This is a genomic window from Streptomyces sp. NPDC107765 (genome assembly GCF_055657085.1).
Genome location: NZ_JBVKBL010000025.1, coordinates 1 through 12,734 on the forward strand (window position 1 = coordinate 1; position 12,734 = coordinate 12,734).

The window sequence follows — 12,734 nt, forward strand, 5'->3', positions numbered from 1 at the left end:
GTGACGGGGACCCCCGAGGTGGTGAACACCACCGTCACAGGCTGGAACAATACGGAGGGACGTCCTCCGGTCCCCCTTCCGTATACGGCCGAAGGGTTCATTTCCGCGGCCGTATTTACTGCATTTACCGCCACCCACCCGGAATTCCTTAAGACGGGCGCAACGGCCAAGAGGTTGCGTTCGATTGGTCCGCTTTCGCGGTGATGAGAGCCACAGCAGATTGTCACCAAGGCCAACAAGGTCATACGGTCGGGTGTCCATCGGTCCCGTTTCGCCGCTCCGGCGGCGTCGCAGCGCGGGACCCGGCCGCCCCACTTCGGCCTCCCCCCTGACCTTCTTGCTGCCAGGAGCCCTCCCCCGTGCCTTCCGCCGGAATCGTTCCCCGCCGAGCCGTACAGCTCGCGGCCCTCCTCGCGATGATGCTCGCGTTCACCGCCCAGCTCGTCGGTGCGCTGCTGCCCGTCATCCCGCTGTTCATCGCCGCCTCCGTGGTCAACCTGGGTCTCGACCTGGTCCTGCAGCACAAGCAGCCCGGCCTGCTCGCCGTGCTGGGCCGGATCCGGTTCGACGTCACGGTGCGCCAGCTGCTGCGCGACATGCTGATACTGGTCGGCCTGCTGCACATCGACGGCATCAACCCGCTGGAGGAGCAGGCGCCGCTCACCATCACGCTGCTCCTCTTCTACGGCACCCACTTCGTGTGCCAGGCGGTCGCGGTGCTGGTCCGCCGGACCCGCAGCCTGCCGTTCGTGACGCGCAACATCGACGCCGGCGAGCTGCGGCTGTGCGACGCGCCGCCGCGGATCCTGTCCCGCCAGACGGGCCGGCGGCTGCTGCGCTTCTCGGTGCCGACCACGATCGGCATGATGGTGACCGCGATCACGACCGACGCCTACTGGGGCGGCATCGGACTGGCCGTTTCCCTGGCCCTGTCGGCCGGCGGCACCGTCTACCTGAGCACCTGGCTGCTGCCCAAGAAGCGCGTGGTCGCCGAACAGCAGGCGCTGGAGTGGCTGGACAACTGGCTGGCCGGGTACCGGCCGACGGTCGGCATGTACTTCTCCGGCGGCGCCTCCTCGGCCTACCAGGCCAACATGTGGCTGAGCACGCTCGCCTCCCTGGACGGCAACCCGATCATCGTGCTCCGTGAGCGCTTCATGGTGCAGAAGATCGAGGCCACGGACATCCCGATCGTCTGCATCCCCAAGGTCGCCAACCTGATGCGCCTGGAGCACTCCACGCTGAAGGTCCTGCTGCACCCGGCGAACTCCGGCAAGACCTCGCAGATCCTGCGGATCCCGTCGATCAAGCACGCGTTCATCAACCACGGCGAGAGCGACAAGCTGTCCTCCTGCAACCCGTACGCGAAGGCGTACGACGAGGTCTGGGTGGCGGGTCCGGCGGCCCGCGACCGCTACCAGCTCGCCGACATCGGCGTGGAGGACAAGGACGTCGTCGAGGTCGGCCGCCCCCAGCTGTCCCCGATCCGCCCGATCCAGCGGCACGGCAGTGCCCCGGCCGACCGGCCGACCACCGTGCTGTACGCCCCGACCTGGGAGGGCTGGGACGGCAACCCGGGCAACACCTCGGTGATCCTGGCCGGCGAGAACATCGTCCGCGAGCTGCTCGCCGACGAGAAGGTGCGGCTGCTGTACAAGCCGCACCCGATGACCGGTTCCGTCGACCCGCGGGCGGGCGCCGCCAACGCCCGCATCCAGGCGATGATCGCGGAGGCCAACGGCCGGCGCAGCGGTACGCGCCCCGGCCCGGAGGCCGCCGCCGAGCTGGCCCGCCGCGCCGAGGAGCTGGACGCGCTGACCACCTCCGCGTTCCGCAAGAGCGCGGACGAGCTGGAGCGGATGCGGCTGCAGGGAACCCCCGAGGAGGGCCGCGCGGCCGCCGTCGCGGACGCGGTCACCGCCTGGGAGGAGGCGTACTGGAACTTCTTCCCCGAGTGGGAGCACCAGATCATCACCACCGCCCGCCCCGGCATCTTCAGCTGCTTCAACCAGTCCGACGTGCTGATCAGCGACGTCTCCAGCGTGGTGTCCGACTACCTGACCAGCGAGAAGCCGTACGCGGTCGCCAACACCTCCGGCATGACCGAGGACGACTTCCGGGCGAACTTCCCGACCGTCCGGGCGGCGACGATCCTCACGCCGGACGCGGCCGGGGTGGCCGGTCTGCTCGACGCGGTCCGCGACCCGGAGAAGGACACCCTCGTCGCGGAGCGGGCCGAGCTCAAGGAACACCTGCTGGGCCCCTCGGACCCGCCGTCGTCGGTCCGCTTCAACCGGGCGGCGATGGATCTGTGCACCAAGGCCGACGAGCGCCGCATCCGGATGGAGAACCGGCTCTCCGGCATCCCCGGCCAGCGCTCACAGGAAGGCGTGGACGGCCCGGAGACGGCCGAACACGAGGCCACCGGAACCTCGGACGCGACGGCCGGCGTCTAGCCCGCAGAACGCCGTCTGCGGCCTCCGCGGACGGCCCTGAGCAGCAGCGCAGGCCCCGGGAAGAGATCTTCCCGGGGCCTGCGCCGTGCGTGGGGCCGTCGGTCGGCTCGCTGCCCCTTGGTTTTTCCCCGCCGCCCACCCCCCTTCGGGGGGGGTGGGCGGGTACATGTGCCTACACCTGCCCTAGAACGGCCGGAAGCCGTCGTACTCCTGGGCGGCCTCGTCGCGTTCCGCGTCGCGGTCGCGGCGGCGCTGGGCGGCCGGGCGGGGCGCCTCGAAGCGGTGGTCCTCGCCGCGCCGGCCCAGCATCTCCGCACCGGCCGTCACCGTCGGCTCCCAGTCGAAGACCACCGCGTTGTCCTCGGGGCCGATCGCCACGCCGTCCATGGCGCGGGCGCCCGCCTTGAGGAGTGCGGCCTCGACGCCGAGGCGGCTGAGCCGGTCCGCCAGATAGCCGACCGCCTCGTCGTTGTTGAAGTCGGTCTGCCGCACCCAGCGCTCCGGCTTCTCGCCCCGTACGCGGAAGAAGCCCTCGCCCTCCTGCGTGACCGTGAAGCCCGCGTCGTCCACCGCCTTGGGACGGATGACGATCCGCGTGGCCTCCTGGACGGGCTTGGCGGCGCGCGCCTTGGCGACGATGTCGGCCAGCGCGTACGACAGCTCCTTCAGGCCCTGGTGGGCGACGGCGGAGACCTCGAAGACGCGGTAGCCGCGCTCCTCCAGGTCCGGCCGGATCATGTCGGCCAGGTCCTTGCCGTCCGGGATGTCGACCTTGTTGAGCACGACCACCCGCGGCCGGTTCTCCAGGCCGCCGTACTGGGCCAGCTCCTCCTCGATGACGTCGAGGTCGGAGACCGGGTCCCGGTCGGACTCCAGGGTCGCGGTGTCCAGGACGTGCACCAGCACCTCGCAGCGCTCGACGTGCCGCAGGAACTCCAGGCCCAGGCCCTTGCCCTGGCTGGCGCCCGGGATCAGCCCGGGGACGTCCGCGATGGTGTAGACCGTGGCACCGGCGGTGACCACGCCGAGGTTGGGCACCAGCGTCGTGAACGGGTAGTCCGCGATCTTCGGCCGGGCCGCGGAGAGCACCGAGATCAGCGACGACTTGCCCGCGCTCGGGTAACCGACCAGCGCGACGTCCGCGACGGTCTTGAGCTCCAGGACGATGTCCCGGGCCTCCCCCGGCTCGCCGAGCAGCGCGAAACCGGGCGCCTTGCGGCGGGCGGAGGACAGCGCGGCGTTGCCGAGGCCGCCGCGGCCGCCCTGGCCGGCGACGAAGGTGGTGCCCTGGCCCACCAGGTCGGCGAGCACCTCACCGTTCTTGTCGAGCACGACCGTGCCGTCCGGGACCGGCAGGACCAGGTCCTTGCCGTTCTTGCCCTCGCGGTTGTCGCCGGCACCGGGCTGGCCGTTGGTGGCCTTGCGGTGCGGATGGTGGTGGTAGTCGAGGAGGGTGGTGACGTCCTGGTCGACGACCAGGATCACATCGCCGCCGCGGCCGCCGTTGCCGCCGTCGGGGCCGCCGAGCGGCTTGAACTTCTCCCGGTGTACGGAGGCACAGCCGTGGCCTCCGTTACCCGCGGCGACGTGCAGCTCGACGCGGTCCACGAAGGTGGTCATGGTGGGGTGCCTCCAATGAGCGGGGTGGTCTGGTACTGCGTACTACGGGGCACTGCCGGGGCGCCGCGGAACTGCGCGGAGCAGCACGGCGCGTACGGCAGTGAAGGCGCGTACGTCAGAGATGTCTCTGTCGTAACACGCCAAGGGCGGACCGGCCTTCCCGCTCACGCGGGAAAAGGCGGTCCGCCCCTGGTGGTGCTGTGTGACGTCCGGGCCCGTATTACTGGGCGGCCGGGACGATGTTCACGACCTTGCGGCCACGGTGGGTGCCGAACTGCACCGCACCGGCCTGCAGGGCGAACAGGGTGTCGTCGCCGCCGCGGCCGACGCCCGTGCCCGGGTGGAAGTGGGTGCCACGCTGGCGGACCAGGATCTCACCGGCGAGGACGGCCTGACCGCCGAAGCGCTTCACGCCGAGCCGCTGAGCATTGGAGTCGCGACCGTTCCGGGTGGACGATGCGCCCTTCTTGTGTGCCATGTCTCCTCAGTCCCTTACTTCGCCGGGGCGTCGATGCCGGTGATCTTCAGCGCCGTGTGGAGCTGGCGGTGGCCGATCCGCTTCTTGTAACCGGTCTTGTTCTTGTACTTCTGGATCCGGATCTTGTTGCCCTTGTGGTGGTCCACGACCTCACCCTGGACCTTCACGCCGGCCAGGACCCACGGGTCGCTGGTGACCGCGTCACCATCGACGACCAGCAGCGTGGAGAGCTCGACGGTGTCGCCGACCTTGCTGGTGGAAATGCGGTCAATCTCGATGACGTCGCCGACAGCAACCTTCTGCTGGCGTCCGCCGGTGCGCACGATCGCGTACACGCGGAACTCTCTTTCGCTAGAAACGGATCCTCTGATGCCAGCCGCTCTCACGGGCTCGGGACGTCCCGTGGAATCCGATCGGACGAGCGGCCTCCCTCGGCGGACCGAGAGGTATTTGCTCAGAAGTGGTGGTGCCCTGAACTCAGACACCGACGGTCAAGGTTACGGGGCCTTGACCAGGGGGTCAAACCGGCCCCGGGCCGCCGTGACGGCCCGGGGCGCGATCGTGACGCTCAGTCCTCCGCGGAGGCAGACACCGACGCGACCGAGGACTGCTCGGCGGCTGCGGTCTTCTTGGCCGCGGCCTTCTTCGTCGTCGCCTTCTTCGTGGTGGTCTTCTTCGCCGTGGCCTTCTTGGCGGTGGTGGTCTTCTTCGCCGCCGCCTTCTTGGCCGTGGTCTTCTTCGCCGCGGCCTTCTTGGTGGTGGCCTTCTTGGCCGTCGCCTTCTTCGCGGTCTTCTTCGCCGCGGGCGCCGCCTCCGGCTCGGCCGCCTCGGCACCCTCGACGGGCTCCGCGGCCGCGGCCGGTGCCTCGGCCTGCTCCACCGGCTCGGCGGCCGGCGTGGCGATCACCACGGTCGCCGCGGAATCGCCGGACACCTCGGGCGAGCCGGCCGGAGCGGTCACCTTACGGGTCACCCGACGGCGCGGACGGGCCGGCGCGGGCTCCGGGGCAGCGGCCTCGGCGGCCGGCTCCGGCGCCGCGGCCGGCTCCGGCTCGGCGGCCTGCGCGGGCGCCGGCTCGGCCGGCAGCACGATCGCGGCGGCCTCCTCGGCGGCGGCCTTGGGGGCGCCCGCCGGAGCGGACACCTTCCGGCTCACCCGGCGGCGGCCCCGGCCACGTCCGGCCGCGGCCTCGGCCTCGGCCGGGCTGCTGAACCACTCGTCGGCACCGGCCACCGTGGGCTGCAGCTCGGCCTCCGTCACGGCCACCGGCTCCAGCTCGGGCGCGCCACCGTCCGGGGTGGGCTCGGCGGCCTCGACCTCGTGGACGTGCGGCTCGGCGGCCTCGACCGGCGCCGCCTTGCCCTTCTTCTTGCGCTTGCCGCCACCGCCGGCCGTCGTCGGCTGGTCCATGTGGACGATGACGCCCCGGCCGTTGCAGTGCACGCACGACTCGGAGAACGACTCCAGCAGGCCCTGGCCGACCCGCTTGCGGGTCATCTGGACCAGGCCGAGCGAGGTGACCTCGGCCACCTGGTGCTTCGTACGGTCCCGGCCCAGGCACTCCAGCAGACGCCGCAGCACCAGGTCGCGGTTGGACTCCAGCACCATGTCGATGAAGTCGATCACGATGATGCCGCCGAGGTCGCGCAGCCGCAGCTGGCGCACGATCTCCTCGGCCGCCTCCAGGTTGTTCCTGGTGACCGTCTCCTCCAGGTTGCCGCCCTGGCCGGTGAACTTGCCGGTGTTGACGTCGACCACGACCATCGCCTCGGTCCGGTCGATCACCAGCGAGCCACCGCTGGGCAGCCAGACCTTGCGGTCCAGCGCCTTCATCAGCTGCTCGTCGATCCGGTACGTCGCGAAGACGTCGACGTCGGAGGTCCACTTCTGCAGCCGGTCGGTGAGGTCCGGCGCCACGTGGGCGACATAGCCGTGGATCGTCTCCCAGGCGTCGTCACCGCTGACGATGACCTTGGAGAAGTCCTCGTTGAAGATGTCCCGCACGACCCGGACGGTCATGTCCGGCTCGCCGTACAGGAGCGTCGGCGCGCTGGAGCTGTTGCTCTTGGCCTTCTTCTGGATCTCTTCCCACTGGGCCTGCAGGCGCTGGACGTCGCGCGCCAGCTCCTCCTCGCTCGCGCCCTCCGCGGCGGTACGGACGATCACGCCCGCGTCCTCGGGGACGATCTTCTTGAGGATCTGCTTCAGCCGGGCCCGCTCGGTGTCCGGGAGCTTGCGGCTGATACCGGTCATCGAGCCCTCGGGCACGTAGACCAGGTAGCGGCCGGGCAGCGAGACCTGGCTGGTCAGGCGGGCGCCCTTGTGGCCGATCGGGTCCTTGGTGACCTGCACCAGCACCGACTGGCCGGACTTCAGCGCGCTCTCGATCCGGCGCGGGCCGTTCGCCATGCCCAGCGCCTCGAAGTTGACCTCACCGGCGTACAGCACGGCGTTGCGGCCCTTGCCGATGTCGACGAAGGCGGCCTCCATCGAGGGCAGGACGTTCTGCACCTTGCCGAGGTACACATTGCCGACGTACGAGGTCGCCTGCTCCTTGTTGACGAAGTGCTCCACGAGCACGTTGTCCTCAAGGACGGCGATCTGGGTGCGCTCGCCGCTCTGGCGGACGACCATCACCCGCTCGACGGCCTCCCGGCGGGCGAGGAACTCCGCCTCGGTGATGATCGGCACCCGGCGGCGGCCCTGCTCACGCCCCTCGCGGCGGCGCTGCTTCTTGGCCTCCAGGCGCGTCGACCCCTTGATCGACTGCACCTCGTCCGCGCCGGTGCCCTCCTCCTTCTTGCGGGGCTCACGGACCTTGACGACCGTGCGCTCGGGATCGTCGGCATGCGTGGCCTCGACCTCGGCGGCGTCCCCGCTGCGACGGCGGCGGCGACGGCGACGGCGACTGCTGCTGGAGCCGGCGCCCGACTGCTCGTCCTCGTGCTCCTCCGCCTCCTCGGCGGACTCCGCCTCCGCGTGGCCGGCCTCCTCGGCCTCGGCCTCCTGGGCACTCTCCTCGGCAGCGGCCTCGGCCTGCTGCTCCTCGGGACCCTCGGCGGTCTCCCCGCGGCGGCGGCGACGGCCACCACGGCGACGGCGGCGCGACGGACGCTCGGCGAACTCGTCCTCGGCGTGGCCGGCCTCCTCGGCCTCGGCCTCCTCGACGGCCTCCGGCTCCTCCGCGGGAGCGGTGACGACCTGCTCGGCCTCGACCGGGGCGCCCCGGCGACGACGGCGCCGCGCACCGGCCGGCGGCTGCTCCTCGGTGACCTGCTCGGTCTCGGCGGCCTCCTGGCGCGCCGCGGCGTGGGCGGCGGCGGCCGTCTCGGGGGTCTGGAACATCGGCTCAGTGAAGACCGGCGCCTGGAAGACCGCGGTCGGCGGCCGCTGGGCACGACGGCGGCCGCGCACCGGCGCCTCCTGCGCGGGCTCCTCCGCGGCCGCGGGCGCCTCGGCGGCCGGCTCCGCGGCGCGCTCGGTACGGCGGCGGGACCGGCGGCGCGGGCCCTCGGTCTCCTCGGCGGCGGGCGCCTCGGCCTCCGGTGCGGCTTCCGCGGCCGGGAGGGGCGCCTCGACGGGCTCCTCGGCGGCCTGCGGCGCACCCGCGGGAGCGGTGGCCTTACGGGTCGCACGGCGGCGGGTACGGGCCGGCTTGGCCTCCTCGACGGCCTCCGCGGCCGCGGGCGCCTCCTCGGCGGCGGCCGGTGCGGCCGGGGCCTCGACCGGCTCCTCGGTGCTCACCTGCGGGGCGCCGGCCGGAGCGGTCGCCTTACGGGTCGCCCGGCGACGCGTACGCGCCGGCTTCGCGGGCTCCTCGGCTACCGGAGCGGTCTCTTCTGCCTCCTCGGCCTCCTCGGCCGGCTCATCGGCGGGCGCCTCCGCGACGACCGGCTCCGGGGCGGCCTCGGGCTGCGGGGCCCCGGCGGGGGCGGTCGCCTTGCGGGTCGCCCGGCGGCGGGTACGGCGCGGGGCGGCCTCCTCGGCCTGCGGCGCCTCGGCAGGCGTCTCGGCGGCGGCTGCGGCACCGGCCTCTGCCTCGGCAGGAGCCTCCACGGGCGCCTCCGCGGGCGCCTCGGCGGCCTGCTGCGGGGCCCCGGCGGGGGCGGTGGCCTTACGGGTGGCCCGGCGGCGGGTACGGGCCGGCTTGGCCTCGTCGCCGCTGCTCACCGCGGACGCGGTGGCTTCCTCGGCGGCGGCCCCGGCGGCCGTCGGCGCGGCGGGCTCGGTGCTCACCACGGTGGCCACGGAGGCGTCTCCGGCGACCGGCGGACCGGCCGGCCGGGACGCCGCCCGGCGCCGACGGCGCGGCGGCAGCGTGTCACTGGGTGAGTGGTTGTCGTCCGGACCGCGGTCCGGGGACGACGTGGATTCAGTGGGCTCAATGGGCTCGAGCATGCGGGCGGTTCTCCCGTCACGCTCCCGGGCGCCGCGCCTGGTTCCGGTAGCGGTCCGCGTGATGAGCGCGGGCCCGCTGTCCGGGGCGTGGGCGCCGCACGGGAGCTGTCGTCTCGCTCGCCGGCCCCTTTTTTGGGGTGGGACCGGCGAAAGTCTCCTGGTCAGTGCGTCTGCCGGACCGGGGTGGCGCCCTGGCTGATCGGCGACGCGACGACGGCGGTCCTACGCAGTACCGTCCCCGGCTGCCGGGGAAGCCCCGCCCGGCGCCTTCGCGGCACTCTGCCCGGCGGCCGTGGGTGGGGCGGCCGTGGCAGCGTCGCGGTCGGGCGCAAGCGGGTCGGTCACCGCGCCGGTCTCCTCATCGAGCAGCCCCTGCGCCAGCCTGGTCACCGCAGCGGGGACCGGCGGCGCCAGGTCGGCCGTAGCTCGGAGGCCGGACAGGACGTCGTCGGGTCGAACGGCGGGTGTCACATGCCGAACAACCAGCCGCAGTATCGCACAGGCATTGCCGTCGGGCCTATCGCCCTGGCAACGGGCCGCCTCCAGATGCGCCACCGCGGCCCGGGCGTCGAAGGTCCGCATGCCGTTCTTCGTGCGCCGCTCGACCAGCACCTCTTCGGCCGCGAGGAACGCCTCGACGGCGTGGGCGGCGGCCTCGGGGGTGACCCCGTCGAGCCGGAGCTCCCACACCGACGCCTGCAACCGGTCGGCCAGGCCGCTGGTGCGCGCCTCGACCGATTCGATCACATCGAGCCCGGTCGGCAGCGACTCGTCGAGGAGTTCGCGAAGCTTGTCCGGGTCGCGGCGCTCGGCGAGCTGGATCTCCAGATACTCGGCCTCACTGCCCGTGCCGGTAGGGGCGGCGTTCGCATACGACACCTTGGGGTGCGGGGTGAAACCCGCCGAATAGGCCATGGGGACCTCGGCGCGGCGCAGCGCCCGCTCGAAAGCGCGCTGGAAGTCGCGGTGGCTGGTGAACCGGAGGCGGCCGCGCTTGGTGTAGCGCAGTCGGATGCGCTGCACCGCCGGTGCGGGCGGCGGGCCTTCGGGCTGTCGCTTGCCCAGTGTCGTTCAGTCCTTCGTGAGTGCGGTCGTACTGCTACCTAGAGTACGTGTCTCACGGCCGCCAGGTTCCCCAAGGGCGGTCCGGTCACCCTCAGCCCGGCCCGCCGGACCCGCCGCCGACGCCGCCGGCGGGCACTGCCGCGGTCATCCAGTACCGCAGCTTCTCGTCCCGCTGGTCCTCGAAGATTCCGCCGCCGGCCTCGATGACCTTGCGTGAGCCGATGTTGTCCGCGTCGCAGGTGACCAGCACCGGATCGATGCCGAGCTCGTCGCGGGCGACCGGCAGGGCGGCACGCAGCATCGCCGTGGCGTGCCCCTGCCGGCGGGCCCCGGGGCGTACCGCGTACCCGATGTGACCGCCCCAGGTAAGGAGGGAGGGGGTGAGCCGGTGGCGGAAGGTGACGCGGCCCAGATAGCTGCCGTCCACCACCCACCACCGGGTGGACATCGGCACCCGGCCGTCGGCGCGCTCGTCGTACGCGGTGCCGCCCACCGCGGCGACGTACGCGGCGAACCCCTCGGGGGTCGGCCAGCGGGTGCGCCAGCTGCGCAGTTCGCGCGCCAGCTGGGAGTGCGGAGTGTGCTCGGCGCCGTCGGCGCGGAACTCGTCCATCGCGGCGAGGAACGAGTCGTGGAAAGCGACGGAGGGGACGACCAGCCGCCCTGACGTCGGCGTGTGCGGTGCGGACATCGGATCATTGTGCCGAGCACACCACGGCCCGGCCACCACGGGGTGCGGAGGCCGGGCCGAACTGCCTTACGGGAAGCGCTACTTGACGACCGTCAGCGGCAGCAGCTTCTTGCCGGTGGGGCCGATCTGGATCTGGGTGTCCATCTGAGGACACACCCCACAGTCGAAGCACGGGGTCCAGCGGCAGTCCTCGACCTCGGTCTCGTCGAGGGCGTCCTGCCAGTCCTCCCAGAGCCAGTCCTTGTCGAGGCCGGAGTCCAGGTGGTCCCAGGGCAGGACCTCCTCGTACTCCCGCTCGCGGGTGGTGTACCAGGCGACGTCCACGCCGAACTCCGGCAGCGTCTTCTCCGCGGCCCGCATCCAGCGGTCGTAGGAGAAGTGCTCGCGCCAGCCGTCGAAGCGGCCGCCGTCCTCGTAGACGGCGCGGATGACGGCGCCCACGCGGCGGTCGCCGCGGGAGAGCAGGCCCTCGACGATGCCGGGCTTGCCGTCGTGGTAGCGGAAGCCGATGGAACGGCCGTACTTCTTGTCGCCGCGGATCTTGTCGCGGAGCTTTTCGAGGCGGGCGTCCGTCTCCTCGGCGGAGAGCTGCGGGGCCCACTGGAAGGGGGTGTGCGGCTTGGGGACGAAGCCGCCGATGGAGACCGTGCAGCGGATGTCGTTCTGGCCGGAGACCTTGCGGCCCTCGGCGATGACCTTGACCGCCATGTCGCCGATCTGGAGGACGTCCTCGTCGGTCTCGGTGGGCAGACCGCACATGAAGTACAGCTTCACCTGGCGCCAGCCGTTGCCGTAGGCCGTGGAGACGGTCCTGATCAGGTCCTCTTCCGAGACCATCTTGTTGATGACCTTGCGGATGCGCTCGGAACCGCCCTCGGGGGCGAACGTGAGGCCGGACCGGCGGCCGTTGCGGGTCAGCTCGTTGGCGAGGTCGATGTTGAAGGCGTCGACCCGGGTCGAGGGCAGCGACAGGCCGATCTTGTCTTCCTCGTACCGGTCGGCGAGGCCCTTGGCGATGTCACCGATCTCGGTGTGGTCCGCGGAGGAGAGGGAGAGGAGGCCGACCTCCTCGAATCCGGTGGCCTTCAGGCCCTTGTCCACCATCTCGCCGATGCCGGTGATGCTTCGCTCCCGCACGGGGCGCGTGATCATGCCGGCCTGGCAGAAACGGCAGCCGCGGGTGCAGCCGCGGAAGATCTCCACCGACATCCGCTCGTGGACGGTCTCGGCGAGCGGGACCAGCGGCTGCTTCGGGTACGGCCACTCGTCCAGGTCCATGACGGTGTGCTTGGAGACCCGCCACGGGACGCCGGAGCGGTTGGGCACGACGCGGGAGATCCGGCCGTCGGCCAGGTATTCGACGTCGTAGAACTTGGGGACGTAGACGCTGCCGGTCCGCGCGAGACGGAAGAGGAGTTCGTCCCGGCCGCCCGGGCGCCCCTCGTTCTTCCAGGCGCGGATGATCTCGGTGATCTCCAGCACCGCCTGCTCGCCGTCGCCGACCACCGCGCAGTCGAGGAAGTCCGCGATCGGCTCGGGGTTGAAGGCGGCATGGCCGCCCGCGAGGATCAGCGGGTGCTCGTCCGTGCGGTCCTTGGACTCGAACGGGATGCCGGCCAGGTCCAGGGCGGTGAGCAGGTTGGTGTAGCCCAGCTCGGTGGAGAAGGAGACGCCGAGCACGTCGAAGGCGCCGACGGGGCGGTGCGCGTCGACCGTGAACTGCGGCACCTCGTGCTCACGCATCAGCGCTTCGAGGTCCGGCCAGACGCTGTAGGTGCGCTCGGCGAGCACACCCTCCTGCTCGTTGAGGACCTCGTAGAGGATCATGACGCCCTGGTTGGGCAGCCCGACCTCGTACGCGTCGGGGTACATGAGGGCCCAGCGGACGTCGCAGCTCTCCCACGGCTTGACCGTGGAGTTGAGCTCACCGCCGACGTACTGGATCGGCTTCTGCACGTGTGGGAGCAGAGCTTCGAGTTGCGGGAAAACCGACTCGGACATCTCGAACCTTCGTGGGCTGACAAG

General features: G+C 71.9%; 9 protein-coding genes. 2 read left to right on the plus strand and 7 right to left on the minus strand.

Annotation, left to right across the window (positions count from 1 at the left end; genetic code table 11):
• Positions 1-204 (plus strand): hypothetical protein (locus ACZ7MX_RS37610; RefSeq protein ID WP_472138934.1); only part of this gene is annotated, 204 nt, incomplete at its 5' end.
• Between the two features lie 155 nt (positions 205-359).
• Positions 360-2,456: a hypothetical protein gene (locus ACZ7MX_RS37615; RefSeq protein ID WP_472138935.1), complete on the plus strand. Its 2,097-nt coding sequence runs from the start codon at positions 360-362 to the stop codon at positions 2,454-2,456.
• 183 nt (positions 2,457-2,639) lie between these two features.
• Here the strand turns inward: ACZ7MX_RS37615 and obgE are convergent, their stop codons facing one another.
• The 7 genes from obgE to ACZ7MX_RS37650 form a co-directional block, all read right to left on the minus strand.
• Positions 2,640-4,076, minus strand: coding sequence for a GTPase ObgE (obgE, locus tag ACZ7MX_RS37620; protein ID WP_472138937.1), 1,437 nt, complete (start codon positions 4,074-4,076; stop codon positions 2,640-2,642).
• A gap of 220 nt (positions 4,077-4,296) precedes the next feature.
• Positions 4,297-4,554: a 50S ribosomal protein L27 gene (gene rpmA / locus ACZ7MX_RS37625; RefSeq protein ID WP_472138939.1), complete on the minus strand. Its 258-nt coding sequence runs from the start codon at positions 4,552-4,554 to the stop codon at positions 4,297-4,299.
• A 14-nt stretch (positions 4,555-4,568) separates the two neighbouring features.
• Positions 4,569-4,889, minus strand: a complete 321-nt coding sequence (rplU, locus tag ACZ7MX_RS37630; RefSeq protein ID WP_033265665.1) for a 50S ribosomal protein L21 — start codon at positions 4,887-4,889, stop codon at positions 4,569-4,571.
• Between the two features lie 233 nt (positions 4,890-5,122).
• On the minus strand, positions 5,123-8,953 hold the full coding sequence (locus ACZ7MX_RS37635; RefSeq protein ID WP_472138941.1) for an Rne/Rng family ribonuclease: 3,831 nt from the start codon (positions 8,951-8,953) through the stop codon (positions 5,123-5,125).
• 222 nt (positions 8,954-9,175) lie between these two features.
• The gene (locus tag ACZ7MX_RS37640) at positions 9,176-9,976 is read right to left on the minus strand and encodes a TIGR03936 family radical SAM-associated protein (RefSeq protein ID WP_472138943.1); all 801 of its coding nucleotides are present in this window, start codon (positions 9,974-9,976) and stop codon (positions 9,176-9,178) included.
• A 133-nt stretch (positions 9,977-10,109) separates the two neighbouring features.
• Positions 10,110-10,709, minus strand: coding sequence for a GNAT family N-acetyltransferase (locus ACZ7MX_RS37645; RefSeq protein ID WP_472138945.1), 600 nt, complete (start codon positions 10,707-10,709; stop codon positions 10,110-10,112).
• A 78-nt stretch (positions 10,710-10,787) separates the two neighbouring features.
• Positions 10,788-12,710, minus strand: coding sequence for a TIGR03960 family B12-binding radical SAM protein (locus tag ACZ7MX_RS37650; RefSeq protein WP_472138947.1), 1,923 nt, complete (start codon positions 12,708-12,710; stop codon positions 10,788-10,790).
• Positions 12,711-12,734 lie beyond the last annotated feature (24 nt).

Excerpts from the sequence above, each read along its gene's own strand:
- ACZ7MX_RS37635 (WP_472138941.1), bottom strand. The coding sequence starts at position 8,953 with ATGCTCGAGCCCATTGAGCCCACTGAATCCACGTCGTCCCCGGACCGC.
- rpmA (WP_472138939.1), bottom strand. The coding sequence starts at position 4,554 with ATGGCACACAAGAAGGGCGCATCGTCCACCCGGAACGGTCGCGACTCC.
- obgE (WP_472138937.1), bottom strand. The coding sequence starts at position 4,076 with ATGACCACCTTCGTGGACCGCGTCGAGCTGCACGTCGCCGCGGGTAAC.
- ACZ7MX_RS37645 (WP_472138945.1), bottom strand. The coding sequence starts at position 10,709 with ATGTCCGCACCGCACACGCCGACGTCAGGGCGGCTGGTCGTCCCCTCC.
- ACZ7MX_RS37650 (WP_472138947.1), bottom strand. The coding sequence starts at position 12,710 with ATGTCCGAGTCGGTTTTCCCGCAACTCGAAGCTCTGCTCCCACACGTG.